At 49.0% G+C, this 25,385-nt stretch carries 27 protein-coding genes and 1 pseudogene; 2 read left to right on the top strand and 26 right to left on the bottom strand.

The window, feature by feature from the left end:
* Positions 1–79: 79 nt before the first annotated feature.
* Positions 80–238 (bottom strand): annotated as a pseudogene (locus MTHE_RS09330) (type I restriction enzyme endonuclease domain-containing protein); the annotation flags it as partial.
* 137 nt (positions 239–375) lie between these two features.
* Between MTHE_RS09330 and MTHE_RS09325 the strand changes: the two are divergent.
* Complete coding sequence (locus tag MTHE_RS09325; RefSeq protein ID WP_394296056.1) at positions 376–615, top strand: transposase; 240 nt, start codon at positions 376–378, stop codon at positions 613–615.
* Positions 616–712: 97 nt separating this feature from the next.
* On the opposite strand, the gene MTHE_RS05065 is transcribed toward MTHE_RS09325, so the two are convergent.
* The 5 genes from MTHE_RS05065 to MTHE_RS09225 all read right to left on the bottom strand — a co-directional run bounded on the left by MTHE_RS05065 (position 713) and on the right by MTHE_RS09225 (position 5,047).
* Positions 713–1,897: an ABC transporter substrate-binding protein gene (locus tag MTHE_RS05065; RefSeq protein WP_232840820.1), complete on the bottom strand. Its 1,185-nt coding sequence runs from the start codon at positions 1,895–1,897 to the stop codon at positions 713–715.
* A gap of 445 nt (positions 1,898–2,342) precedes the next feature.
* Complete coding sequence (locus tag MTHE_RS05060; RefSeq protein WP_175265821.1) at positions 2,343–2,723, bottom strand: hypothetical protein; 381 nt, start codon at positions 2,721–2,723, stop codon at positions 2,343–2,345.
* Positions 2,724–2,852: 129 nt separating this feature from the next.
* Positions 2,853–3,116: a hypothetical protein gene (locus MTHE_RS05055; protein ID WP_175265820.1), complete on the bottom strand. Its 264-nt coding sequence runs from the start codon at positions 3,114–3,116 to the stop codon at positions 2,853–2,855.
* A 1,101-nt stretch (positions 3,117–4,217) separates the two neighbouring features.
* The gene (locus MTHE_RS09230) at positions 4,218–4,700 is read right to left on the bottom strand and encodes a transposase (RefSeq protein ID WP_268741206.1); all 483 of its coding nucleotides are present in this window, start codon (positions 4,698–4,700) and stop codon (positions 4,218–4,220) included.
* Entirely contained in the window at positions 4,631–5,047 is a 417-nt protein-coding gene (locus tag MTHE_RS09225; RefSeq protein WP_175265819.1) for a transposase, read from the bottom strand. Before MTHE_RS09225 ends, MTHE_RS09230 begins: the two co-directional genes overlap by 70 nt.
* 379 nt (positions 5,048–5,426) lie before the next feature.
* Between MTHE_RS09225 and MTHE_RS05040 the strand changes: the two genes are divergently transcribed.
* Positions 5,427–6,296, top strand: coding sequence for an IS5-like element ISMth3 family transposase (locus MTHE_RS05040; RefSeq protein WP_011695394.1), 870 nt, complete (start codon positions 5,427–5,429; stop codon positions 6,294–6,296).
* A 55-nt stretch (positions 6,297–6,351) separates the two neighbouring features.
* Here the strand turns inward: MTHE_RS05040 and MTHE_RS05035 are convergent, their stop codons facing one another.
* The 20 genes from MTHE_RS05035 to MTHE_RS04940 all read right to left on the bottom strand — a co-directional run bounded on the left by MTHE_RS05035 (position 6,352) and on the right by MTHE_RS04940 (position 25,235).
* Positions 6,352–6,822 carry a class I SAM-dependent methyltransferase gene (locus MTHE_RS05035; protein ID WP_175265818.1) on the bottom strand — a complete coding sequence of 157 codons (471 nt, stop codon included), beginning with the start codon at positions 6,820–6,822 and terminating at the stop codon, positions 6,352–6,354.
* A 185-nt stretch (positions 6,823–7,007) separates the two neighbouring features.
* Positions 7,008–8,136 (bottom strand): IS630-like element ISMth1 family transposase gene (locus tag MTHE_RS05030; RefSeq protein ID WP_076611373.1). Its coding sequence is split into 2 segments (ribosomal slippage): positions 7,008–7,715 and positions 7,717–8,136, totalling 1,128 coding nucleotides; the frame shifts between segments, so codons are not numbered across the junction.
* 186 nt (positions 8,137–8,322) lie between these two features.
* The gene (locus MTHE_RS05025) at positions 8,323–9,150 is read right to left on the bottom strand and encodes a glycosyltransferase family 2 protein (protein ID WP_011696148.1); all 828 of its coding nucleotides are present in this window, start codon (positions 9,148–9,150) and stop codon (positions 8,323–8,325) included.
* A complete protein-coding gene (locus MTHE_RS05020) occupies positions 9,147–10,049 on the bottom strand; it encodes a glycosyltransferase family 2 protein (protein WP_232840920.1) in 903 nt (300 codons plus the stop codon). The genes MTHE_RS05025 and MTHE_RS05020 overlap by 4 nt, the downstream gene beginning before the upstream one ends.
* Positions 10,033–10,593, bottom strand: coding sequence for a hypothetical protein (locus MTHE_RS05015; protein ID WP_175265816.1), 561 nt, complete (start codon positions 10,591–10,593; stop codon positions 10,033–10,035). Before MTHE_RS05015 ends, MTHE_RS05020 begins: the two co-directional genes overlap by 17 nt.
* 590 nt (positions 10,594–11,183) lie before the next feature.
* A complete protein-coding gene (locus MTHE_RS05010) occupies positions 11,184–11,456 on the bottom strand; it encodes a hypothetical protein (RefSeq protein WP_175265815.1) in 273 nt (90 codons plus the stop codon).
* 479 nt (positions 11,457–11,935) lie between these two features.
* Entirely contained in the window at positions 11,936–12,844 is a 909-nt protein-coding gene (locus MTHE_RS05005; RefSeq protein ID WP_011696144.1) for a glycosyltransferase family 2 protein, read from the bottom strand.
* A 99-nt stretch (positions 12,845–12,943) separates the two neighbouring features.
* Positions 12,944–14,200: a polysaccharide pyruvyl transferase family protein gene (locus tag MTHE_RS05000; protein WP_011696143.1), complete on the bottom strand. Its 1,257-nt coding sequence runs from the start codon at positions 14,198–14,200 to the stop codon at positions 12,944–12,946.
* Between the two features lie 3 nt (positions 14,201–14,203).
* Positions 14,204–15,565: a Coenzyme F420 hydrogenase/dehydrogenase, beta subunit C-terminal domain gene (locus MTHE_RS04995; protein ID WP_011696142.1), complete on the bottom strand. Its 1,362-nt coding sequence runs from the start codon at positions 15,563–15,565 to the stop codon at positions 14,204–14,206.
* Positions 15,562–17,115, bottom strand: coding sequence for an oligosaccharide flippase family protein (locus MTHE_RS04990; RefSeq protein ID WP_011696141.1), 1,554 nt, complete (start codon positions 17,113–17,115; stop codon positions 15,562–15,564). The genes MTHE_RS04995 and MTHE_RS04990 overlap by 4 nt, the downstream gene beginning before the upstream one ends.
* Positions 17,116–17,390: 275 nt before the next feature.
* On the bottom strand, positions 17,391–17,609 hold the full coding sequence (locus MTHE_RS04985; protein ID WP_011696140.1) for a hypothetical protein: 219 nt from the start codon (positions 17,607–17,609) through the stop codon (positions 17,391–17,393).
* 35 nt (positions 17,610–17,644) lie between these two features.
* A complete protein-coding gene (gene rfbB / locus MTHE_RS04980) occupies positions 17,645–18,676 on the bottom strand; it encodes a dTDP-glucose 4,6-dehydratase (RefSeq protein ID WP_175266039.1) in 1,032 nt (343 codons plus the stop codon).
* On the bottom strand, positions 18,676–19,239 hold the full coding sequence (rfbC, locus tag MTHE_RS04975) for a dTDP-4-dehydrorhamnose 3,5-epimerase (protein WP_011696138.1): 564 nt from the start codon (positions 19,237–19,239) through the stop codon (positions 18,676–18,678). The genes rfbB and rfbC overlap by 1 nt, the downstream gene beginning before the upstream one ends.
* A complete protein-coding gene (locus tag MTHE_RS04970) occupies positions 19,239–20,303 on the bottom strand; it encodes a glucose-1-phosphate thymidylyltransferase (RefSeq protein ID WP_011696137.1) in 1,065 nt (354 codons plus the stop codon). The genes rfbC and MTHE_RS04970 overlap by 1 nt, the downstream gene beginning before the upstream one ends.
* Complete coding sequence (gene rfbD / locus MTHE_RS04965; RefSeq protein WP_011696136.1) at positions 20,300–21,145, bottom strand: dTDP-4-dehydrorhamnose reductase; 846 nt, start codon at positions 21,143–21,145, stop codon at positions 20,300–20,302. The genes MTHE_RS04970 and rfbD overlap by 4 nt, the downstream gene beginning before the upstream one ends.
* Complete coding sequence (locus MTHE_RS04960; RefSeq protein ID WP_217417044.1) at positions 21,133–22,434, bottom strand: UDP-glucose dehydrogenase family protein; 1,302 nt, start codon at positions 22,432–22,434, stop codon at positions 21,133–21,135. The genes rfbD and MTHE_RS04960 overlap by 13 nt, the downstream gene beginning before the upstream one ends.
* 68 nt (positions 22,435–22,502) lie before the next feature.
* Entirely contained in the window at positions 22,503–23,129 is a 627-nt protein-coding gene (locus tag MTHE_RS04955) for an acylphosphatase (protein ID WP_011696134.1), read from the bottom strand.
* A gap of 54 nt (positions 23,130–23,183) precedes the next feature.
* Positions 23,184–23,831, bottom strand: coding sequence for an acylphosphatase (locus tag MTHE_RS04950; protein WP_011696133.1), 648 nt, complete (start codon positions 23,829–23,831; stop codon positions 23,184–23,186).
* A gap of 54 nt (positions 23,832–23,885) precedes the next feature.
* Positions 23,886–24,575 (bottom strand): acylphosphatase, encoded by a 690-nt coding sequence (locus tag MTHE_RS04945; RefSeq protein ID WP_011696132.1) that lies wholly within the window; start codon positions 24,573–24,575, stop codon positions 23,886–23,888.
* Between the two features lie 54 nt (positions 24,576–24,629).
* Entirely contained in the window at positions 24,630–25,235 is a 606-nt protein-coding gene (locus tag MTHE_RS04940; RefSeq protein ID WP_011696131.1) for an acylphosphatase, read from the bottom strand.
* Between the last annotated feature and the right edge of the window lie 150 nt (positions 25,236–25,385).

The raw sequence follows: 25,385 nt of genomic DNA, 5'->3' as shown, positions 1-25,385 counted from the left end.
CATGATGGATCAGACTATCATCCCTTTTTGGCTTGCTATCCAAAAGTGGGCGAAAAGCAGATTGGAGCATGGAAAGGTATCAAGATGAAGGATTGAAATCGGAGTGAGAGGCTCGTGAGGCCCACTCCGCGGCCACCGCCTCTGCCTGCTCCAGGACGGTGAGCACAGCTTCATCCTGTCTGTCCACCGGATATCCATGCCTCCGGAGTATGCGTTTGACCTTCACGCGAATCTGGGCAGTTGCCTTTGATAATGGCAGACTACCAAAAAACCTGGAAGACGCAAAAAGAGTCATCTCAGAGGGTTGGTCCAGATTCGCGCACTCCATGAGCTACGCCGGATCATGGATACAACGGTTCCTCGGAGCAATAGGTTATACACAGTTATGCGGATAACTATAAAGAGCTGACCGATGAGCGGTGGTTGTTCATCAAACCACTCTTACCCATGCAGCCAGCAGTTGGCAGAAAGAGAGCCGACGACCGGAAGACCATCAATGGGATACTGTATATGCTTGTAACCGGATGCATTGGTTTGCTTCCTGGGATTCCTGCAGCTGGTCGCATTTCTCATTATCTGGAGGAGACTGTGAATTTTGAGACGACTTCGACGTAATGCGGACGACCCACGTATCCATATAAAAAAGAATCGATAAAATATAATGATGTCAAATTTTTGCTATTTCGTCAGAAGCAAAAATGGGGCGAGTTCCTCAGGATGAGTTACCTGCATGGAACGTGAAGGCGCCTCTTGTTCTCACATCGAAATCCAGTCCCATCATATTGACGTACTCCTGATGCGCAGCCACCGGGTCAACATCCTGGAAGAGCTCCGGGTAGAACCACTTGGCCAGTGCCAGCAGCGCAGACGGGTAGTTCGGTGTCACAGCGTAATCATTGGTGATTATGTACACACGGCCATCCTGCACTGCCTTAACCCTGTCAAAACCAGGAAGATTCCTGATCTCCCTATCGTAGCTCTGGAGAAGGCTGGAGTTCACGTTCTCGTAGGGTCGTATTCCCTTTCCCATAGCCCTTCCGACTATTACATCTGGGTTCTGGGATATCACCCACTCCGTCTCAATCTCCCCGTATTCCGTAGGGGTATCGAGATACTTTGGCAGGTGGCCAACTGCTATATTCACGCCGCCAGCCATCTCAATAAGCTTGTTTGCGGCGTGACCACTACCTATGGCGGTTCTTGATGTCTGAGGGTTGCTCCCTTCCGGCGTGCTTTCGAGATACACGCGCACCCTCTTATCCTCAGGTATCGTTTTCACCCTCTCCTCAACCTGGGAGACGATAGCATCATGCCATTTCAGATACTTCTCCGCTCGGTCCTGGGTGCCAAATATGTATCCCATCATGGTGATCTTCTCCCGCATGGCATCTGGCCCGATACCACTGCACTCACAGTCAAGACGCAGAACCTTTACATCTGGAGGAAGCTTTGCGTCAAGTGCATCCTCAACAGGATAGAATGTGTATGCCAGCACCACCTGGGGTTTGACCTTAAGTATCGCTTCGATGTTGGGTTCGCCGCCACTTCCTATGCTGGTCACCTGACTCAGCCTGGGGAAACGGTTCCGCTGCTCTGCAAAAGTATCCCTGACGCCCACCACCCGGTCGTCCACACCCATGAGCTGGAGTACCTCCGCGCACTGATGATTGTAGATCACCAGCCGCTCCAGCGGCTGAGGAAGGGTCACCACATTTCCATCAGAATCGATCACCGTTATCTCTGTTGCAGTTCCGTTAATGATGCGCTCTACCTGGGTGATGTCAGATGCATCCACCACGCCATTATGATCGGCATCGCAAAGCTCGGTGGCACTTTTCTCGCCCTGGATGACCATCCGAATGAATTCCAGATCGTTCTCGTCGATACGGTCATCCATGTTCGCATTTCCGAATATGTGCAGTACAAAATTCCCGGCCGACGCCTGGGTAATGATAAAGCACGATATCACGATTAACGCGCTAATCGATTTTGCAGTTCCCATGTTCTTCCTCCCTCTAAATCTTATTTTGATGAACACTGCCTTGGAGAGAGTGTAGCTACATTGGTATTGGGATTTTTTGCTATTTAATAATATCTACTTATCAGTTCTTATGATTTATAGTCCTTTGCGTAACTTTATGTAAATCCATTTCATTGGTCATCGGTTAAGGTATGTAAATATATTGACCATGGAATTTAACAAATTGTGATCACGCCAGATTGGAGAGTCTGATTCAAATCGACCACCTGTGGACTTGAGTCCTGATAGCAGTACTGAGGGGGGATAAGACTATTAAGTCCAATTCTACACATGTCGATCTTAACCGATGACGTATGGGTGGCTATCTGTGGATAGCTGCTCTGGTCATTGTCCTCGTAAAATCTCTCAGCTGCAATCTGTCGTATGTCCCAGCTCTTGGTATTTCATCAGCACTCAGAACGCGCCTGAATCCCACATCGGAGAGCCAGGTTCTGTTCGGGTCCATGTAGATGTCGATCTTTCTCCCATCTGTGAGATTCAGATCATAAATTGTGTCTCTCCAATTTGCGTAGTATATGTGCCCGTCCTGCACGATCAGCCCTTTGATCGGCTCTGCGTTATCGGTATAGACAGTCTCAACAGCACCGGTTCCCGATCTTACCCTGTATATGCTTGCAGGTATGCGGTTTCCAGAACTCAGGTACAGGTTCCCCGCAGTATCGAATGCAAAGTCACCGCCCACGAGCCGCCGACATCAGAAAGCCTGACCTCGTAGAATGGAGTCGCTGTGCCGTTGCCCTCAAGCCTGTAAATCATGCCGTTAGCTCCAGCACCTGTGGCCTCGCTGAAGTAGAGATGCGGATTACCGGCGTCATCCAGCGCGAATGCTATGTCCCTTACGTAGGTACTGTGTGTAGACCACCTCCTCTGCCGAATAGCCCAAGCTGGTTAAGACTGTTAAATAGATCTTGTTCTCGTTAGCATTAACAAAGTAAAGCTTCTCAGGTACCCCTGGATGGAATAGGAAGCTGTAGATGTTTCCACTCCTTCTTGTGTAATGCGGATGCGGCGTTCCCGCGTGGTAGACAGAGCCGGGGGACTCCTTCGCGTCTGTATAGTACAAATCCAAAGCCATAATTGTCTCATTTGTGAACTCGTTTGTGTAACCGGTCCTTGCCCCAATAGACTGTGCTGGTGTTAAGGCCGACTGCTCCTTCTGCAATCCTGTGACTGCACTGGCTGTAGCTGCTACGAAAATTAGAAGGACTGCCAGCACTAGCGCTCGAACTAGCTCACCTCTTTTTAGTATATCTGAACTGGCAGAAATATTCTCACCTCAGGTCCAATTTTAATGATCGCTCTTATCCATCTGGTGACTTGCCCGAAGAGGCAATGACCCTGCTATGCGTTCATGGCAGATGGATGAGCGTTTACATCTGCCACACCGCACAGCCTCCAAGTTGCCAAACACATAAGAGCGTTCAATATTACTTAGATGGTGTATCTTGCTTAAATATTTTTTGAGCTTGGCTCAAAATAGCCGGCAACCCTCGATGGGCAGCATGGGGATATCGGAGCACAGATGATGGTATGATGTGCAGCAGCCCAGCTCTGGATAAAGGGCCTCTCCACAATATGCACCTCATCGCGAGCGCTCTCACAGCCTCAGCGCTCTGTTCGCCTCCTCCAGGAGGTCGTCACCGAACCCGACGACCTGAGGCACCACAGCAATTCCATTTTCGTTCCGGAACGCTCCCACCAGGCATAAGCAGACTTTGGGTATAAAAAGCCAAATTAACTTGACACTGTCATCTCCTACTACTATTTAGAGGACGATGCTGCAGATCTTCGGTGGTGCGATACTCTGGCAGAGACTCTTGCTTTATGCCTGGCCTTTATGATTTCCAGGAGTGTGCGATCATCGATCATTCCTCTTGGGAGTATGACCTCGAGTATCTCCTTGCGTCCTGGACTGTCAGCAGATCTGCCTTTGAACCGAGTTGGATCTGCATCATCAGTACAGCGAGCATTGCGAGGAAGACCTGACGTGGTGATGCCAGCATCTCCACGATCGGGTCTCATAATCTGCGAGTGATGCGACACCTTTAGCATCTTCGAACGCGCGTTCGATCCAGTAGCGGCTGCATGACATTTTGGCGAGTCGCTCGATTTCAGTATCACATGGTGCGTTCGATAGCCTGGTACTTGAATGATGAGCTTCCAGAATCTTTTCTGATTATGAGCCATTGTTCCTTGCCTGGCAGTCTCTCCTCGACCGGATGGACTCGTATGGCAGCGATCTCGATCTGGAGCACCTTTCGCTCTGTATCCCTGTTACAATAGACCAATCCCGAATCTGGTCTTTGAGCTTCTGTACCTCTATCGGCTCAGGTTCGCCGTCGAGAACCCGTTTGCGCGATGGAATTCGATCTCCATTTCGTTCTGGTATGCCGATCTCAGGCATTTTGATCCAGACTCGAGTGTCCCTGGCTATGTCTGCGATATAGACCAGCCCTTCCTCATCGAGCTTCTTCCGGAGATGTGACTGTTCGCCGTAGAAACAGTCCATTCCGACCCAGCCGAAAGGGACTCCGTTTTTACGGGCGTTGAGCACCATATCGAGCCCGATCTCGGCTTTCGTCCTGAACCTCACATCCTTCGGAACCTTGCATTTGTTGCGCAGCCTGCTGTTGTTCGCCCACTCCTCTGGGAGATACAGCTGACCATCTGACCATCGATAAGTGTTCGACGTGAGCCGTTTACGTATCCGAGAAAGACACCCACCTGGCAGTTATCGACTTTACCAAGCCGGCCGCAGTACTGCCTCTGAACATCCACCGAATGGGTGCCCTGCTTCGGGAATCCTGTCTCATCTATGTGTATCGAACCTTCAACTGGATCTCCGATCAGTTCTGCAATGTCCCTCTGGAGCCTCTCTATGACCTTCCTCTCGTCCCACGGCGAATCCGTGATGAAGTTCTGCAACGACTGCGAGGTGCTCTTCCTTACAGTCTTCGCAAACCTGGTGCAGTTCCCTTGACCGCGGTTTAACAGCAAACCCTCCACGTACTAACGTCCACGGTTGCTCACATCGCATGTCCCAACCCAGAAAATATCGTTATACTTCATACAAATATATCTCAATATAGTTATAGACACAAAAAGATCTCGCCTCCTCAAATCAAACCTCAATCGCCTCTACCCCCTTTCTAAAGTAGAAAGGCAATATAAATTGAAAATATTTTATTTTAACGTTGCCGGAAGATAGTAGTAGAGAACAATGTCAAGTCATTACATATACATGAAAAAGTATCCATCTGGATAACTAAAAACGTATTATAGAAACCGAAATACTCATATAGAAACTAATAAAATATCTACTTAGTATGAAAAAGTTTGCTGTGTTGGATAACTATTTAAACTAGGAAAATATATAATATATTTCATGGCCTATGAGGATAACCGCAATTGGCGCGAATACAATGAGAAATTGGTTAGGCGAGGATGGTTTTACCTTAGCACTGACTTTGTGAATAATTGGGATGAAGAGCTACTGAAGATGAATAAGAACAAGAATGGCAGACCCTATCGCTATCCTGAGACATTTATTCAATTTTGTGGTTTAGCATACGCCTTTCTTCATTTACCATACAGGCAGCTCGAAGGATTTATTCAGGCGCTAAGCGGATTTGTTCCTGGGCTGTTGGCTGCCGATTATTCGACATTATGGCAGAGGATTACGAATTTGGAGTTGAATATTCCAATACCTGATAACGATTTAGTGGTCGCAGTTGACTCAACAGGAATGAAGGTTACGAATAGAGGCGACTGGATGAGAGAAAGTCATGGTGTTGAACGCAGAGGCTGGATAAAAGTGCATATCGCCGTAGATGTTGAAACAAGGAAGCCCGTAACCTTCGAGATAACCGATGAGACCGTCACTGATCATGAGATGGTAAAACCGCTGCTGGAAGATGTTAAGCTTGAAGATTCACTGATGGATGGAGCTTATGATAAGGAGGGGGTATTCGATTTCATGAAAGAGAAGGGCGTAGATATGCCTGGAATCAAGATCAGGAAGAATGCTATCGTCAAAGCAGGCTCGTCCAGAGCCGAACCAGTTCTTGAGTTTATGAAGTATGGATACCACAGTTGGAAAATTGTGCATGGATATGGAAGAAGGTGGGCGGCTGAAAGTGTATTCTCAGCAATTAAGAGGATATTTGGCGAGACTGTGAGGGCCACTTCGAAGGAAGGCATGATTCGCGAAGTACGCAGGATGTTCACATTTTATACTATAATTTTAAGCGTATAACATTATGACGAAGATTCTTGAAAGAATAAGAGAGAATATATGAATATAAAGCTACTTATCCAACACAGCAATTTGGAAATATGGAGAACAGTATTTTTTTCTTCAAATCTTGTGGCAATATCCTGTTAATTTTAGCATAAATAGCATTTTTAGATGGTACAAATATCACACAAAGCCCACCTCTTTTGAGACAGCTGTTAATTCCCCGCAATGCAGCTTCGACATTTTGGACATGCTCCAGCACTGCAAGGCATACAGCTAAATCGCCATCACAAGTACCTTCGTACTTAGTTATATCAGCAACTATCTTCTTGTCATAAACACCGAGAGGTGCGGTGTTGAGCTCATTCTCATTGATATCGACTCCAATGATATGAAGATTAAGCTTTGATTTCATGTCTATCGTTACATATGGGTTCTTTCCGCCACCAATATCATAAACGACCCAGTCATCACGAACATATTTGGGTATGACGGAGTGTAGCACATCCTGATATCCCTCAATACGATACTTCGCAGGAAGCAAACTGTCAAACCAATGGCTGATTTTGGTATTGGCATTTATAAAGCTCCGAAACAAGCGGCCTAGCTTATGCATCACGGAATTCCTCCTACATCATCTTACTTAAGAGTTGCCCCATCGTAAAGCTCCTCCTCATCACACACAAGCTGATCAAATATTTGCTCTTGATTTACTAGTGCTCCTTAACATTAATTTTTAACCGTATTGTAGTGTCGTTTGAGTTTTGCTCTGGCGTTATCTTTGCTGAACTTCCACTGTACAGTTGCGCGGATTGCATTTCGTTCCTGTTGCCAGATATTGATTTCGTCTCTCAGTTTGTTGATGTCAGGTATTCTCCGGTCGAGGCACTGTTTTGATAATGCCGATAGCTCTATCTCAGCCATGTTGAGCCAGCTACCCTTTTTTGGAGTGTAATTGAACTCAAACTGTTTTGCGAGCTTGAAAGCGTCATCTGGAGGCATTGCATCATAGAATGAGCCCATGGTGTGAGTATTGAGGTTGTCCTGGACGACGATGATCTTCTCTGCATCCGGATACTGATTCGCGAGATCCACCATGAACTCTGCATAATCGATCTTTGTTCGACGTTCCCTGACAGAGACAATCCCTCTGCCAGCAAGAGGTTCAAACGCCATGAATACGCAGCAAGTGCCGTTGCGCTCGTACTCGTAATGTTCCTTCCTCGGGCTGCCTGGCTTCATGGGTATCGGGACTATCGTATCGCCTAACAGCTGACATGTTCTTTCGTCAAAACAGATCACAGGACGCTTCGGGTCATAGGGCTGCTCGTAAACATCCAGCACGTCCTCCATATGCCATATGAAGTCGCCCGTGATGTTACCTATACACCACCTCTTCTCGAGCCATGGCTTGAGCTTTTTTTTTTTTTTTTTTTTTCAATGTCCTGTACACTGTCATATGAGATATCGAATCCACAACGCCCATCTCAACAAGCTTATCTCTGAGAAGCATGACAGTCCATCTCGATCTGCCGTCTGGTGGATCGGAGCACGCAAGAAGCGTCAGCTCAGCTTCAACCCGCCCATCTATCTTGGATGGTGCTCCACTCCGCGGCTTCTCATTCAGCGCGCAATCAAGACCACCCTTCCAGTACCTGTCACGTGTATTACGCACCGTACCCCTGCAAACCTTCAACACATCTACTATCTCTTTGTCACTCCTGCCATCATCCGCAAGAAGCAGTATCCTCGCACGCGTCAGACTCCTCGCGGAGGCTTTACCCTTCCTGATGAAACTCTCAAGCTCATCTCGTTCGCCTTCTTTCAAACTCACTTCATGAACTCTCTTTCTACCCATAGCCTGGATAGATCAACGCAATGGTTAAAACATTTTGTTATGGAGCACTAGCTGGTTTTCTCCCAAAGCGAGGTTCGTGAATTGGGTTATAGCATCTGCTAACGCAACTGATTTGCGTGGCTGCACCACAGATTCTTCTCGAAAATCTTGATATCACTTAACAAATTGGCTAGCGATAACATTGAGTTAATAGTTTCGTGCATTCAGCTCCATTAACACTTGTTTATTTATTTTATCTCTATCTCTATCAAAAAACCACCCCCATTTATTAAAATAATAAATTACGGATTTTATATGTACCATTAGCAGCTTACTGCTCTTGTATGACCCTCTTGCAAATTCATGGTAGATGCTTACATTCGGATAAAAGACCGTTTTGTATTTACTGTATATTCGTCGGCATAGGTCTGTATCTTCTAGATACATAAAGAATCTTTCATCAAACAGCCCGACATCTTCAAGTGCTTTTGTTCTTAAAAACATAAAGCATCCTGAAAGATAAGGTACATTCATAATTTTATTATATCCTGTGAATCTAAGTTCGTATATATTGTTTCTTTTTTCATTCAATTTTTTAAATGGCATAAATCTTCTGAAGAATAGATCGAATGGTGTTGGCAAAAGTTTGCATAAATACTGTATCTCTCCAGAGGGGTAGAGTACCTTGGGCATCACCAAACCTACATCAGGATTTGCTTCCATGTAATCATAGAGTTCATCAATAACATTTTCATGGAAAGATATATCTGGGTTTAAAACAAGATGATATTTTACATTTTCTTTAATAGACCTAAGCATAGCAATATTATGCGCTCTACCAAATCCTAAATTTTTATTATTAAAAATATATTTTATCCTGTAATCTAAAGCGGTGAGTTCCTGTAGCTCGGCAGTAGGAGAATTATCGAGGATATATAATTTCTTAACTAAATTGCTTTTCAAAGAGCAAGTAACAACCCGTCTAACAAGATCCAGACTTGATTTATATGTTACAATAGATATATTTATACTCATAGTTTACCCAGCCTCCCTATGAATCCATGATATATGCCAAGAAGGCAGTACTTCAGATGCGTGGAATGTGGTTTCGATAAAATAGCATAGAATAACACTCGACAAAACATAGATATAAGAAGTCGCAATTTCATCTGCCAATTTATATAGGAAGAATTTAGCGCTAAATATAATCCATTTCTAATCATGTAATAATGTCTACTCGGAGAGCGAAGATTGAAATATTTAGGACCAACCTTAACCGACTTGTCGCCCAACACATGCTTGACGACTACATTAGCATTACCAAATATTTGATACCCCATGGATCTTGCTTTCCAACACCATTCCATATCAACCCAATCTATGAATAGGTCTTCCCTCATATATCCAACAGATTTTAAAATTTTTACCGGAATTATCATCCCTGTAGCAAGAAGCTGTGAAACAGGAAGGCATCCCTCTTTTGCATAAATTCTTTTTATAAAAAAGCTATTAAAAATAACGAAGTATCCTCTTCTGCCGTCTTTATTTAGGTCTTCATAGGATGGACCGATCGCGGCAATCTGTGAATTATTATAAGAAAGATCCCCAATTGCTTTAATCATATTTTCTATGTAATTTGGCGGGTACTCGGTGTCTTGGTCACTCAGCATTATATACTCAGCACCCTCGTCTATTGCTATTTTGATGCCGATATTTTGTGCCTTACCAATTCCATAGTTATTCCACAATTTTATTATTTTTATTTTATAGTTATTGGCTGTTAGGATTTGTTGAAAATTAAAACCATCCTCTGTATTGTCAACTATTATTATCTTATAAACTTGATCTTTAAGACTATATATTGTTTTAATTAAAACCCGAACATTAGGTTTATATGTTACAATTATTGCGAATACTTTATACATTTTTATCACGTCCAACCCTAAAAAGATACCCAAATAATATAGGATATGCAAGTTGAGCTATCATTCCTGTAAATACAAGCATATTAGTAAAAAAAGTATATGCTATGAGAGTAGTAAGCAAAGCTATGCCAGATATTGTATAAGGGGTATTTCTTGGTAAAAAGATTAAATATAATAAAACAATTAATATCATATAAATAAATATGAATATCATACCCAACCAACCCATGCTTGCATAAGCTGCTCCATACATTGTAGCAACATTAAGTTCTGGAGCTATTTGAATAAGAGGTGTTTTGTTAAAATCAAAATGCTTTGATATAAAATCTGGCACTAAGCACCTCAGAATAAATTCGATCTCTGAATAACTAATTTCTACATCATTAATGGTTGTTTGCAAATTTCCTAAAGGTGAGACAACATACATATACGCCCATAAAAATTCTTTTGGAATATGTGAATCAAAAAACTCTTTACTTGGGTGAGATATCGAAATAAAATAATTTTCGTTCCCATGTCTTAAGTCACCCAATAATCCAAAACCATATGCCACCAATATTAAAAATAATACTATATATATAAAATGTTCCAACTTCAATCCTCTAATATTCATTAAAAAAATAAAAATGATCGAAGTTAAAATGATGAGTAATGCACCTCGGTTAATTATTAATATAGGATAAAAACATAATATAATTACATATAATAAAATTTTTTTATTTTTTTGCGACACGAACAGATGAAAAAGATATACAGCATAAAATGATATAAATGTCAAAATAAAAACATGCAATGTTTTAATACCGAAACTCATATAATTATATTTTATGCCATTAATTAGCAACAACAATGGCACTCCATTATTATGAATAAATTCTATAATAATTAAAATAATTATCGAAATTATTACTTTAAATGGATTATGTGTCATATTAATTGGTTTATATTTTGGGATAATTGCTAACTTAATTGAAAGAAGTCCGATAAACAACATTATATAGACAGTAAAAAATATAAAATAGACCAATTCAGTACTTAATTTCGGTAGCAAATTTGACCAACGTAGTTGATACAATATAAAGACTATCAAATTAACATATACATATGCAATGAACGGATTAGCAATAATTCTATAATTTATATTCAAATTAAGCATGGATCTATTGTCTGATTCTCTCTCCATCCCCGCCTCCCCGCGACCATCACGACCTCCTCGCCCCCGCCGCGCGCGTGCTCGATCGCCTGGAACGCGAGCCCCTGGAGGCGCATGCGCACCCCTGCGCGCGCGGGCGAGCCGTGCGGGAGAGAGCTGTCGCGGCGGATGCTGGCAGAGGCGGCGTGCATCCACCGCGCGCTCCTCACAGTCGTGAGCTGATGAAAGCCCAAAGCCTGCACACCCTGTGGACCACGGATCATCTTAATACATCCTCCGCGCAGCTTTACAACCACCTTACCGATCGAGCTGCTAGAAAGATCTTTCGCCTACTGAGGGTGTGTCTATCATTCAAATTTATTTTATACTAAATCTTGATAAAATTCTCAATGCATAAGCCAGTGGCAGTGTGCCGAAATTACAGCAATTTCGGCACACTGCCCTATAACTCTGAGACCTGAAGAAGCTTCGTGTCTCGCTTGCGTGCCGCGTTCTTCTTCTTAAGCTCAAAAAGAGCCCAATCCATAAAAGAATTCATAATTAATAATAGTATTTAAAGTATATAAAGCTTTCTATGAATGGTTTATAGGAATCCTCATGCAATCCCCTCCTGGAGTTGGCATTGCTTAACCAGTTGTCCACTCAGAGGGGTTCACTCCACTTTTGTGTGCTTATTGGTTGCTGAAAGCACCTGTTCACACTCCCGAAGCACTTAGCATGAACAGTACCTCTTATTGATGAGTTATCGGACGGATAAGAGCAGTCGCTTTAATCTAACAATGGTGACGTAGCCATTTTTCCCCAACAAAGATGCAAGATATGCTAGGAAATACTTGATATTAAGCGGATCTAACTTCCAAGCACATAAAAGACGTGCTCTACCTTCGCATATTTTTTCTGATTTAAATAAATAATTCCCGATTGAATACTGCATTTCTGCTAATCTTCTCTGATCACCGAGAGGATAAATGTGTTTTTCCATTATTAGCATCATCGCCGTTGCACATGCATCTGGGTCTAACAAGATACTATTAGGTGAACGAAATGCGTTTACTAATGCTTTATCAATGTATTTGAATATATATTCTTTAGATATTCGTATAAATAGTTCCCAATCCTCAAGACAATGGAGACTTTCATCAAACATACCAACTTTTTTTAAACATTCAGCTCTGACTACTGCCGCAGGAGTGCCAACAAAATTTCCTTTAAGAAGCTCATCATAGATATTACCATCTTTCGTCTTTACATTAGCCGATGGTATATATATTTTTTTATCATCATAAAATAGATAAAATCCGGTGTAAACAACCCCGACTTGTGGTGAAGAGGTCTTAAATACCTCCATCTGTTCCTCTAGCTTTTCGGGTAACCATTCATCATCGCTGTCTTGAAATGCAATATATTCACCTTTTGCGATCTTTATACCAGTATTTCTAGCTGCCGATCTGCCTTTGTTCTGCTTGTGGCGGATATAGCGGATGCGCCGGTCGTCGAAGCTCCTGACCACCTCCTCGGTGCTGTCCGTGGAGCCGTCGTCAACCACGATGAGCTCGAAGTCCTCGTAGGTCTGCTCAAGCACGCTGCGGATCGCCCGGCCCACCACATGCGCGCGGTTGTAGGTGGGAAGGATGACACTAACTGTCACCATTTCTGTACCCCTTTTGTGGTTATTGGTTCTATCATCATTTTATTACATATGCGATTCAATCTGCTTTGAGTATGTGCCACTAATGCAAAGTTAAGGATATCAGTTATCTCCAATGAGATGTCTCAGTAACATACCAGCATTCTGCGCTGCCCTCTGAACCTCCGGAATCCTCCACGCCAATTCTTTCCTAATCGTAGCGACCTCGTCCAGCATGGATGTCACTCGGCCGGCAACTGCCTTCGAATCTAGATATTCAGGGTCCATGCAGTAGTTGGTGTGGCCAAAGATGTCTCTGTTGATTCCTCGGGCCTTGATGCTGTAGGCGAAGCTTAGGGTTGGTACCCCTGATGATATTGCAGCAATCGTTGAGTGCATCCGTGCCCCCGCGAAAAGAGTCATCCGGCTAATAATCCATTTTGTTTCTGCGGCATTATATACTGGGGGGACTATGATTATGTTGTATTTGTCTTTGATCTGAGAGAGAACACGCTGCATAAATGCGTAGTCGTTCGAAAATTGGTTGGGCTGGGTCACATGTGGGATCAAGTATATTAATAGCCCCGTCTTTTGCGCTACGCTCTCAATGATCGATGCTGCCATACTGCTCCACACTTCAAGATCGCCGTTGGTCACATACTTCGCCATCAACGGACTGAGGTTTATGCCGATTGCCTCTCCGTTAATAGGAAGCTTGGCATCGATTCCCTGTGGTTTAACTGGCTCCATTAGGAACGCTGGGTCCGCGACGGAGTAGACATTCTCGGTTACGCCAATACTTTTGAGGTAATTAATCGTGAGCGACTCCCTGGCAAAGATTCCAGTAACCTCCTTTAGATGGTGTCTCATATATCGCTCGTACTCAGGTATTGCACTGAAAGGTCCAACCGAGGCACCCCAGAGAAATAGAGGTTTTTTCTTTTCAAGGACGATGTCATCAAGGTCTGTGAAGAACTGAGGAACACCGTAGTCGAGAGAGTAGTTATCCCCGCCGACAGAGAGAACTGCAGCAGCATCATCAAGATGTGAGAGCATATCACGGTAGATATGGTATTTGAGTGCCGGCCGATTGAAAAAGTGCCGGTAGACGTATGACCAAGTTCCTGGTTTCCAAAAATTCTTGATGGCTTTTTTCTTACTCAATATGTATGAACGTAAGTGGGTAATAGAAGGATCGCTCTCTTCCAAGCATTGCTTTCTAAACTGCTCATCGTTCTGAAAATGGCTAAGACAGATGAATTGTGGGTCTTTAAAGTGCTCACGCAGGATCTTCACAGTCCCTCGCACAATCGCCTCGCACCCGCGGTTCTCGTAGGGGCCATTCCCGGCCAGAATAAATCGTAATCTATTACCACCCATTAGTTAATGCCACCCAACCTTCCTCTGAATGCGCCTTAGCGTTCTTACAGGTAATGTAATAACATTTGATATTAACCTTACCATTGCCAGACGTTTCAGATGAGGAGCCATCGTTTCCCGGAGGCTTTCTACGTCCCGCTTCTCGGCGCTCCATAGATCCATACTCAAAGACCGCATCCGCTCCTTCAGGACAATCTCCTGCCACAGGAAGGGATTAATCGGTCTTGTCGGTGCAACTCGTTTTTTCGGTACCCCTTCTGGATCTAGATGCAGTCGGTAAGCTAGGTGATGCCGCTTGATCGCAACAATTCCTCGTTGGCTTTCTACCACCCGCTCAACCGAGATCGGTTTAAGAGCGACTCCCGTTCCTCGCTCGAGCACCTCTCGTACCACCGGCGACCGAACCAACACAAGACTCGTTCCCCGACTGTCCTGCGAATACTCCGGTAACCAGGCATCCATGCATGTGACGTCTGCACACTCGGCAAAGATATCGTCGCAGTAATTGCATGCCTTCGGCGTGAACCACCTGTTTATCCAAGCTTCTGAAATTCCATCGCTCCAGAAGATTTTTCGCTCCCCACCATCTGAGATTGTGAATGTATAGTGGTAATTGCTCGCCGGCTGGTCAGGGCTCTTTCCGCGGTAGCGCACTCTCATCACACTTCCCTGAACCCCGGCGATGGCTGCGACATAATCGGTGAAATGCCTGCTCTTCAGCTGCCCACATACTAGGCCTATGGTGACAACGATCCTCTCCTGAAGTTTCTTGTTCTGTCGCTGGGCAAGCCGGATCGCCTTAATGAAACAGGGAAGGCCTGTAATAGCGTACCGCCCAGGTATTGTGAGGATCTGCCTAACGGCCCTAGACATCTCCACCGGATAGTAAGCCGAACCCGCCCCAGCATGCACCTCTCCTGGAGCGTCAAAGACCCGGAAAGCAAAGAGCCTATCCGGATCGCCAGTTGGGACAACGCAGATGACATAATCGGCGACCCCTTCACTGAGCAGCGTTTCCAGGAGCCAGGTTGCCACCCCACCAGATGCGCTGATCGGCCGGTGCTTCTTTGAGTAACCGACGTAGGTGGCGAGGTAATATCCGGTCTCAGGGCGATGCTGGATCGCAGGGACTGCTCCGTAGAGCTTCTTTCCAATTGTATCCTCATTCTCCTCAGAATCGGCGAAGGGACAGACCTTCATACATAGGCCGCACTCCTTAAGGCAAGGAGAGACTTCCACCGGATTGTACATACCGTAGCGGTTCCATTGCATTACAAGAATATTCTGCGGGCAGAGAGCAGCACAGAGACCGCAGCCGATGCAGAGATCAGTTTTAACGGTGCTTGATACGACAGATAATTTCATGCAACAATCCTCCTGCGTGCTAGCGTTAGATACGACTTAAAGAGCTGGCGTTCTGACCCATCAAGAGCGAATATCCAGATCGCCACAAAGTAAATCGAGGTAATGGCAGCACTGGCAATGGCTAAGGTAACAGGAAAGGTGATAACCTCGCCCAGTAAAGCCGCCGAGATCGCGATGAGGACGGTCGCTGTGATCCCGGGAATCATCGATCGGCTGAAGGTGTGTGATGCGACTCTAAGCACTCTTGTTGCATACCAGGGAATGAAGAAGGCGTTCTTCAGGGTAAGGACGATCGCCCCTGCTGCCGCGACCCCATAATAGCCCATCCCAGTCAGTAGCGGGAGAGAGACTGCGAGACCGAAGTTCCCTATTCCCATGAATAATGTCACGATTCCAGGGACCCGCACCCGATTGTGGGAAATATTGATCAGGAAGATTGGTAGCACTGCGAGGTTGATTGTGAGGTGCACTGTCAAGAGGACGATAAGCGGCCAGAGAAAAGCAAACTCATCTCCCACCCATATGGTGAGAAGTTCGGGAGCAAAACCGCAGACAAGGCCGATTGGTAGAGCCATGGCGAGTCCCATCAGCTTGACGGCGCTTTTCGTAGCCCGTATTAGAGTCTCGGTCTGCCTCCGAGCATAGCAGGATATGATAGACGGCGCTAGGACGCCTGAAAGCATGCCGGCCATCGCCCGCAGGAAGCTGGACCACTGGAGAGCAATTGCATATTCCCCGGCGGATGTTGCACCGAAGAGAAGGTTCACTACGATAAGGTCAATCTGGAGGAAAAGCAAGGCGCCAATATTATTGACGACCACCCACCATCCCATCTCGCACAAATCTCTGATCGCCCTGCGGTCAAAGTAGCGGATTGAGACCCGGAGGTGTGGGCAAACCTGGCGGGCTAAGATGATTGAAACTCCTGACGCCACGAGAGCCCCAACCAAGTAGGCCCCACCGACAAGGCCAAGGTCTGGACCGAGAAGTTTGAAGAGTATTATGATCAATCCTGTCTGCACAACAAGGTTCGTGATGTTGACCAAGTTCTGAAGGTCGAGCCGGTTGTATGCAAAGAGCTGAACCGTGAAGCTCCCACTCCAGGAGCGTATGAGAAAGGCGGCCAATACTCCGAGAAGCAGGAGAACCGCGCCAGTCTCCTGACCGGCCGGCACGTGGAAGAGCAATGGGGCAAAGTAAGCGATAATTAGGATAACCGGGATCATCAGAAGTATGACCACAGTGAGCCCAAATAGAGCTGTGTTGAAGGTTTTATTCGCAGCTACATAGTCTTCTTGCTGCAGGTTGATAGTGAGGAACCGGGAGACTGCAGTATTGAGCGATTGGACGATGATCGCCACGTATCCGGTGATCGAGGTTGCAAGCGGAATGAGTCCATAAGCTCCAACACCAAGGGTCTTGATGAAATAAGGCACTAGGAGGATGCCTATAACGATATTGGCTAGGAAGTAAACGATGTTTGCAGCGAGGTTACGGGGGAGCTGCGTGGCGAAACCTTGATCGATCCTAGCTTTGTCCTCAGTCTGCATGGGTTGTCATTCCGGTGCAAGGAAATAATTCCTATTTTACTATGCTATTTACTAAATATCAGATCGCAGGGCACCGTAGGCATCCACTTACACGAGACCACTTACACAAGAGCAGCTATCTCCACCATTACTTTTCCAATACCAAACACCTCTTCTAATGTGGATATCTTCAGCAAGCTGCTTCAATGTTCGCTTCAATTCTGTCCCGTAGCTCAGGACTACGCAAATAGCTCTCTTGAAGGCCCCCACTAACGCCCTGCTCCAGACGATCGCTCTCAATCCGCCAGCTCCTCCATCAGATCTGACACACTGCCCCGGCGGACCCTGCCCTGCCGGTAATCCTCTCTGGCCTCAGCAACCTCATCCGCCAATCCACACCTGCGCTGGATGAGACGCATGCGAATGATCTCGATCAGAGACTCCTGATCATCGGGCGGCAGCCTCTCCACAGCATCGAGGATATCATCGAAGTGATACGTCTCATTTCCAGCCATGCTCTCTCACCCTCCAGACTCCCTCAGAGTCCAGCTCAGCCGTCCCCATACACCCTCCGGCAGTACTCCAGGTACTCCCCTGTTATCACGCCCTCGACCCAGTCCTGGTTCGCAAGATACCAGTCCACAGTCCGGGCCAGCCCATCCTCGAACGTGACCTGCGGCATCCAGCCGAGCCCTCTCATCTTAGAGCACTCGAGCGCGTACCTGAAATCATGGGCCGCGCCCCTGGGATCGCGGATGTGCTTTATCAGTCTCTTAAAATCCTCAGGATCTCTATTCAATCTTTCTCCAAGCACCCTGCAGATCATCTCCACAACCTCGATGTTCCTCCTCTCAGATCCACCTCCGATGTTGTAGATCTCCCCGGGCCTGCCCTTCATTAGCACCACCCCGATCGCCCTGCAGTTGTCCTCCACATAGAGCCAGTCCCGGACCTGCGCGCCCTCTCCATAGACAGGAAGATCCATTCCAGCCAGAGCGTTTCTTATCATCAGCGGTATGAGCTTCTCAGGGAACTGGTACGGCCCGTAGTTGTTCGAGCTCCGCGTGACCATCACAGGCACGCCGTAGGAGATGTGGTACGCCCTGCAGAGGAGATCTGCAGCTGCCTTGCTCGCCGCATACGGGCTGTTAGGCCTCAGAGGCGAGTCCTCTGTGAACCTTCCCTCAGTCACGGACCCGTAGACCTCGTCTGTGGATATGTGAACGAACCTCCCCACATCGTGATTCCTCGCAGCCTCGAGCAGCACCTGCGTGCCCCTCACGTTCGTATCTATGAACGGCGATGGGTCGAGGATGCTCCTGTCAACATGGGTCTCAGCCGCGAAGTTCACCACCGCGTCCAGCCCATCCCTGAAGAGACCATCCACAAGATCCCTGTCCGCGATATCCCCCCTCACAAACCTGTACCTCTCATCCCCCTCGATATCACTAAGGTTCGCAGGGTTCCCGGCGTACGTCAGCCTGTCGAGATTCACGACCTCCCAGTCGTCATGCTCCCTGAGCGCGTAATGTATGAAGTTGCTCCCTATGAACCCGCAGCCGCCAGTGACCAGAAGCCTCATCATCTCCCCTCATAAACAAAACCGTTCACAGCGTCCCGCAGGCCAGGCCATTTCGCATCTCTGGGCGAGAGCACCGGTCTGGACGCCGGCCACTCAATCCCGATCCCGGGATCGTTCCATATGATCCCGGCCTCATGCTCCGGCGAGTACTCGTCCGTGGTCTTGTACATGACATCGGCCACATCGCTGAGCGTCATGAAACCATGGGCGAATCCAGGGGGTATGTAGAGCATCCTCATGTTCTCCTCGGAGAGATTAACGCCAACCCATCTCCCGTACGTCGGCGAGCCCCTCCTGATATCCACAGCGACATCGAATATCTCGCCACTCACAGCGCGAACGAGCTTACCCTGAGCCCTCGGCGGGTTCTGGTAGTGAAGCCCCCTCAGAACACCCCTTCTCGAGCGAGAGTGGTTGTCCTGGACGAACCTCTCTTTTATTCCGAACGCAGCGAACTCCGAGTGCTTGTAGCTCTCCATGAAGAACCCGCGCTCGTCCCTGAATACCCTGGGCTCGATCAGGATCACATCATAAATATCAAGTCTCTTGAAGCTGAACGGCATCAGAACCTCACCTCTGCGTCGTCTCCTATCATCAGCCTCAGAGCCTGGCTGTTCATCCTCTCCCTGGAGACAACAGTGTTCCTCCCGATCACGCTGTCCTCGAGCCTGTCTATGTTTCTGATCACCACACCATCCAGGACCACGGAGTGCTCGATCGCTGAGCTCTCCACAACACATCCCCGACCGATGCTTGTGTATGGGCCTATGAACGATCCCCTTATCACAGCGCCCTCGCCTATGACCGCGGGCCCCCGGACCGTGCTCTCGATAACACGCGCGCCCCTCGCGAGAGAGACCCTGCCCACGACCCTGCTCCTGCCGTCGATCTCCCCCTGGATGTCCTCGTCCACGAGCTCGTCCAGGACAACGCGGTTCGCCTCAAGCAGGTCGTCCTTCTTGCCCGTGTCGAGCCACCATCTCCTGAGTATGTAGCTTTTCACCCTCAATCCCTTGTCGAGGAGCCGCTGGATCGCATCCGTGATCTCGAGCTCACCCCTCCAGGACGGTTTGATCTCAGATACTGCATCATGAATTGCCGGGGAGAAGAGGTAAACGCCGACAAGAGCAAGGTTCGATGGCGGATCCTTCGGCTTCTCCACGAGCCGCCGCACGTTCCCTGACGCATCGACCTCCGCGACCCCGAACATCCTGGGATCCTCGACCTCCTTCAGGAGTATCATCGCATCTGATCCGCCACTCTCAAAATCCCTGACGAACGGGACGATGCTCTCCCCGATCAGGTTGTCGCCCAGGTACATGAGGAACGGGTCGTCCTCCAGAAAGTCCTGGGCGACCTTCACCGCGTGCGCAAGCCCTCTGGGCGCGTCCTGCGGTATGAACTCGAGGTTGAAGTTCCAGGGGTTTGAAGCCAGTGACTCCTTCACCTGCTCACCCGTCTCGGGGGCTATGATCACCCCGACGTCCTCTATGCCCGCGCTCCTGATCTGATCCATCGCGTAATGGAGTATCGGCCTGTTTGCCACCGGCACGAGCTGCTTCGTCATCGTGTACGTTAGCGGCCGCAGCCGCGTGCCCTTCCCTCCTGAGAGAACAAGCGCCTTCATACCCGCCCAGCCACCTCACTTATGTGGTCCCTCAAAGAATCCCTCCAGTGCGGCATGATATCCATGCCCTGAACTCGCAAAAGAAGGTTATCCAGAACGGAGTTCGCAGGACGTCTTGCAGGCCGCGGGAACTCAGAGGTGCTCACAGGCACCACCCTGAGATCCATGCCGAGAAGCCGGAATATCTCAACTGCGAACTCATACCAGGTGCATTCTCCCTGGGATGTGCAGTGGTATAAACCATAGCTTTCAGTTTCGATGAGCAAATCGATCTGATTCGCGACATCGCCCGCGAACGTCGGTGTGCCCCGCTGGTCATTTACAACCCTGAGCTCGTCTCTTGCTCGCGCGAGCGAGAGCATGGTCTTCACGAAGTTTCTGCCTGCAGGACCATAAAGCCAGGCCACTCTGAGTATGAAGCTGTCTGGATTCTGCTCTAAAACCATTCTCTCTCCAAGAAGCTTCGACCAGCCGTAGACGTTTAGCGGATTCGGCGGGTCGTACTCAACGTAAGGCCCATCCTTTTTCCCGTCGAAGACGTAATCCGTGCTGATGTGCACAAACTTCGCCCCAGCCCTGCGGGCTGCGATTGCAGCATTTCTGGCGCCAATTGCGTTCACAAGAACCGCTTTATCCCGGGCAGACTCGCATCCATCGACATCTGTGTATGCAGCAGAGTTTATGATGACGTCAGGCCTGATGCGCTCCGTCTGCCTTAAAACAGCACCCAGATCTGCAACGTCCGCCTCTATGTGAGAGAAAGGAGCTAAATCATGATGCCCCAGAACCCTGCACAGCTCTGTGCCGAGCTGGCCCTCAGCGCCGAAGATCAGGATGCGCATGTCGTGCCCTCATTGTAAGACTGCATCCACTCCACAAACCGCCTCAGCCCATCCAGCGCAGCGCGCGCATTCATCATCGCCGCAGGATCATGTGCCCTCACGCGCGCGCCCCTCTCCCTCAGAAGCCGCATGATATCGAGAGACGGCGCATCCCTGATGTCGTCAGTGCCTGGCTTGAACGCGATCCCCAGCACCCCCACTGTCTTTCCGGCAAAACCATCCAGGGCATCCTCGAGTTTATCAACAATATGCACGCGCTGCCGCTGGTTCACGAGACGCGTCGCCGAGACTATCGGCATCTCGTATCCATTATCTCTTCCGAGAGCGATCAGAGCAGCAGTATCCTTGGGAAAGCAGCTCCCGCCCCAGCCAGCTCCTGCCTGCAGGAACCTCGGACCTATCCTTGGGTCGAGCCCGATTCCTCGAGCCACCTCCCTCACATCAGCTCCGACCCGCTCGCAGAGACCGGCCATCTCGTTGATGAATGAGACCTTTAAAGCTAGAAACGCATTCGCCGCGTACTTTATCATCTCGGCGCTGGCCGGATCTGTAGCAACCAGTGATGGTCTGGTGTAATTCGCCGGCCTCGGGAGCCAGACAGGCGGCTCGAACGACTGCTCCAGAACCGGCAGGTACATCCTGCGCATCACCTCCAAACCCTCCGGGCCATCCGCGCCCACGACTATCCTGTCTGGATAGAGGAAATCCCGCAGCGCCTGCCCCTCGCTCAGGAACTCCGGGTTGGAGACGACCTGGAACTCAGCCGTGCTGTCCCGCTCGCTCAAGATCTCTCTGATCATATCCCTCACGCGCCGGTTTGTGCCCACAGGCACCGTCGACTTCATGACCACTGTGTACCTCCGCCCACTCCTCATCGCCTCCGCGACCTCGCGCGCCGCGCCCTCGACGTATCGCAGATCAGCGCTCCCGTCCTCGCGTGATGGCGTGCCCACTGCAATCATGATCGCATCCGCGCCCACAGCCTCACTGATGTCGCTGGTGAAGAGCAGCCTCTCCCCCGCATCCCTCATGATCTCCTCCACCCCAGGCTCCCGGATCGGGCACCTGCCACCTTTGAGGGAAGCAAGCTTCCTGCCGTCGTTCTCCACACATGTCACATGGTGCCCCAGATACGCGAGCGCAGCTCCTGTCGTGAGCCCAACGTACCCGGCACCGATTATGGCAATACGCATGAAATCCATCCTCCGGGAAGACCTGACCTGAGAGACCACGATCCCGGGCCGCAGGCCGCCGGCGCTCTGGTCCGGCCATACACAATTCAGAGTCACAGCATCCAGGGATTCCTGCCCACATCCTCGGAGTATCTGCTGAGATCTTCATCACATCCGATATAACGTCAGATACAGCTTCCCCCGAGCTCCCTTATTGCCCTCTTGATCTCCGCGATCTCATTCTCAATACGGGAGAACCGTTTGTCCATGTGCTCACGGAGATCTGATCTCACCCCTCGAAGCTCCTCGATCGTCTCGTCCTGCTTCTCCAGCATCGCATCTTGTTTCTCGAGCATGCGGTCCTGCTTCTCCAGCATCTGATCCTGCTTCTCGAGCATCATCCTTCCTATGGAGAGGTTCTCCTTGCTCACTGCCAGAGTCTCCTTGCTCACAGCAAGGTTCTGCTCGCCCAGCTCGATGCTTCTGTGGAGATACCTTATCGCGACATCGAACCTCTCGCCGAGCTCTTCCTGCCAGTCGCCTCTCAGGATCCTGAAGTACTGGAACTCACCTGTCGCATCACCCCATCTCACTTCAAGCTCCTCAACCATGATCGGCCTCTCCTGGATGTTCACGGCATTCACGAACTCCTTCAGGGCATCCTCCTCCCCCTCGGCGACGATCCTCACATCGTACGGCTCCACGTTCTCGACGGTGCCTGAGAGTCTCAGCTTCCTGGCGATGTTCTGGACAGCATCCCGGTATCCTACCCTCTGGACATCCCCCTTAGCGATGATCTCAACCCGGCGCATATCAGTCACGCATCTTGTCGCTGTTCATACAAATAACTGATCGCACTGGACAGGTCAGATGCAGCTGCCCCCGAGCTCCCTTATCGCCCTCTTGATCTCCGCAATCTCATTCTCAATGCGGGCGAACCGTTTGTCCATGTGCTCACGGAGATCGGATCTCACCCCTCGAAGCTCCTCGATCGTCTCGTCCTGCTTCTCCAGCATCGCATCTTGTTTCTCGAGCATCTGATCCTGTTTCTCGAGCATCTGATCCTGTTTCTCGAGCATCTGATCCTGTTTCTCGAGCATCTGATCCTGTTTCTCGAGCATCATCCTTCCAATGGACAGGTTCTCCCTGCCCACAGCAAGGTTCTGCTCGCCCAGCTCGATGCTTCTCTGGAGATACCTTATCGCGACATCGAACCTCTCGCCGAGCTCCTCCTGCCAGTCGCCTCTCAGGATCCTGAAGTACTGGAACTCGCCTGTGGCATCTGCCCATCTCACCTGAAGCTCCTCAACCCTGATCGGCCTCTCCTGGATGTTCACGGCATTCACGAACTCCTTCAGTGCGGCTTCCTCCCCCTCGGCGACGATCCTCACATCGTACGGCTCCACGTTCTCGACGGTGCCTGAGAGTCTTAGCTTCCTGGCGATGTTCTGGACAGCATCCCGGTATCCGACCCTCTGGACATCCCCCTTAGCGATGATCTCAACCCGGCGCATATCAGTCACGCATCTTGTCGCTGTTCATACAAATAACTGATCGCACTGGACAGGTCAGATGCAGCTGCCCCCGAGCTCCCTTATCGCCCTCTTGATCTCCGCAATCTCATTCTCAATGCGGGCGAACCGTTTGTCCATGTGCTCACGGAGATCGGATCTCATCCCTCGAAGCTCCTCGATAGTCTCGTCCTGCTTCTCCAGCATCGCATCTTGTTTCTCGAGCATCTGATCCTGCTTCTCGAGCATCTGATCCTGTTTCTCTAACATTGCGTCTTGCTTCTCTAGCATACGGTCCTGCTTCTCGAGCATCTGATCCTGCTTCTCGAGCATCATCCTTCCTATGGAGAGGTTCTCCTTGCTCACTGCCAGAGTCTCCTTGCTCACAGCAAGGTTCTGCTCGCCCAGCTCGATGCTTCTGTGGAGATACCTTATCGCGACATCGAACCTCTCGCCGAGCTCTTCCTGCCAGTCGCCTCTCAGGATCCTGAAGTACTGGAACTCACCTGTCGCATCAGCCCATCTCACCTGAAGCTCCTCAACCCTGATCGGCCTCTCCTGGATGTTTATAGCCCTCAGGAACTCCTTCAGGGCATCCTCCTCTCCCTCGGCGACGATCCTCACATCGTACGGCTCCACGTTCTCGACGGTGCCTGAAAGTCTTAGCTTCCTGGCGATGTTCTGGACAGCATCCCGGTATCCTACCCTCTGGACATCCCCCTTAGCGATGATCTCAACCCGGAGCATATCAGTCACGCATCTTGTCGCTGTTCATACAAATAACTGATCGCACTGGGCAGGTCAGATGCAGCTGCCCCCGAGCTCCCTTATCGCCCTCTTGATCTCCGCAATCTCATTCTCAATGCGGGCGAACCGTTTGTCCATGTGCTCACGGAGATCGGATCTCACCCCTCGAAGCTCCTCGATCGTCTCGTCCTGCTTCTCCAGCATCGCATCTTGTTTCTCGAGCATCTGATCCTGTTTCTCGAGCATCTGATCCTGTTTCTCGAGCATCATCCTTCCAATGGACAGGTTCTCCCTGCCCACAGCAAGGTTCTGCTCGCCCAGCTCGATGCTTCTCTGGAGATACCTTATCGCGACATCGAACCTCTCGCCGAGCTCCTCCTGCCAGTCGCCTCTCAGGATCCTGAAGTACTGGAACTCACCTGTCGCATCCGCCCATCTCACTTCAAGCTCCTCAACCCTGATCGGCCTCTCCTGGATGTTTATAGCCCTCAGGAACTCCTTCAGGGCATCCTCCTCCCCCTCGGCGACGATCCTCACATCATATGGTTCCACGTTCTGGACGATGCCGGAAACGCCGAGCCTTCTGGCGATGTTCTGGACAGCATCCCGGTAGCCGACCCTCTGGACGTCCCCCTTAGCGATGATCTCAACACGACGCATATCTATCACACATATTCTAGCTCTTCATACAAATAGCTGACCTGAGGCGTCTGAGCAAGCTCCATGAAGCGCGCTCAGTCCGTAAGCTCCTTTATCGTGCAGTCTCGTGCTGAAGCTTCAACGAAGTATAACGATCACGAAGATCCCTGA

The sequence above is a fragment of the Methanothrix thermoacetophila PT genome (genome assembly GCF_000014945.1).
In the GTDB taxonomy this organism is placed as follows: domain Archaea; phylum Halobacteriota; class Methanosarcinia; order Methanotrichales; family Methanotrichaceae; genus Methanothrix_B; species Methanothrix_B thermoacetophila.
This window is presented reverse-complemented; position numbering and strand designations above follow the sequence as displayed.

What these genes read in the sequence shown, in the direction of transcription:
- MTHE_RS05065 (WP_232840820.1), bottom strand. Translation starts at nt 1,897, where the DNA reads ATGGATGACCGTATCGACGAGAACGATCTGGAATTCATTCGGATGGTC.
- MTHE_RS05055 (WP_175265820.1), bottom strand. Translation starts at nt 3,116, where the DNA reads ATGGCTTTGGATTTGTACTATACAGACGCGAAGGAGTCCCCCGGCTCT.
- MTHE_RS05040 (WP_011695394.1), top strand. Translation starts at nt 5,427, where the DNA reads ATGGCCTATGAGGATAACCGCAATTGGCGCGAATACAATGAGAAATTG.
- MTHE_RS05025 (WP_011696148.1), bottom strand. Translation starts at nt 9,150, where the DNA reads ATGAGTATAAATATATCTATTGTAACATATAAATCAAGTCTGGATCTT.
- MTHE_RS05010 (WP_175265815.1), bottom strand. Translation starts at nt 11,456, where the DNA reads ATGATCCGTGGTCCACAGGGTGTGCAGGCTTTGGGCTTTCATCAGCTC.
- MTHE_RS05005 (WP_011696144.1), bottom strand. Translation starts at nt 12,844, where the DNA reads ATGGTGACAGTTAGTGTCATCCTTCCCACCTACAACCGCGCGCATGTG.
- MTHE_RS05000 (WP_011696143.1), bottom strand. Translation starts at nt 14,200, where the DNA reads ATGGGTGGTAATAGATTACGATTTATTCTGGCCGGGAATGGCCCCTAC.
- MTHE_RS04995 (WP_011696142.1), bottom strand. Translation starts at nt 15,565, where the DNA reads ATGAAATTATCTGTCGTATCAAGCACCGTTAAAACTGATCTCTGCATC.
- MTHE_RS04990 (WP_011696141.1), bottom strand. Translation starts at nt 17,115, where the DNA reads ATGCAGACTGAGGACAAAGCTAGGATCGATCAAGGTTTCGCCACGCAG.
- MTHE_RS04985 (WP_011696140.1), bottom strand. Translation starts at nt 17,609, where the DNA reads ATGGCTGGAAATGAGACGTATCACTTCGATGATATCCTCGATGCTGTG.
- rfbB (WP_175266039.1), bottom strand. Translation starts at nt 18,676, where the DNA reads ATGAGGCTTCTGGTCACTGGCGGCTGCGGGTTCATAGGGAGCAACTTC.
- rfbC (WP_011696138.1), bottom strand. Translation starts at nt 19,239, where the DNA reads ATGCCGTTCAGCTTCAAGAGACTTGATATTTATGATGTGATCCTGATC.
- MTHE_RS04970 (WP_011696137.1), bottom strand. Translation starts at nt 20,303, where the DNA reads ATGAAGGCGCTTGTTCTCTCAGGAGGGAAGGGCACGCGGCTGCGGCCG.
- rfbD (WP_011696136.1), bottom strand. Translation starts at nt 21,145, where the DNA reads ATGCGCATCCTGATCTTCGGCGCTGAGGGCCAGCTCGGCACAGAGCTG.
- MTHE_RS04955 (WP_011696134.1), bottom strand. Translation starts at nt 23,129, where the DNA reads ATGCGCCGGGTTGAGATCATCGCTAAGGGGGATGTCCAGAGGGTAGGA.
- MTHE_RS04950 (WP_011696133.1), bottom strand. Translation starts at nt 23,831, where the DNA reads ATGCGCCGGGTTGAGATCATCGCTAAGGGGGATGTCCAGAGGGTCGGA.
- MTHE_RS04945 (WP_011696132.1), bottom strand. Translation starts at nt 24,575, where the DNA reads ATGCTCCGGGTTGAGATCATCGCTAAGGGGGATGTCCAGAGGGTAGGA.
- MTHE_RS04940 (WP_011696131.1), bottom strand. Translation starts at nt 25,235, where the DNA reads ATGCGTCGTGTTGAGATCATCGCTAAGGGGGACGTCCAGAGGGTCGGC.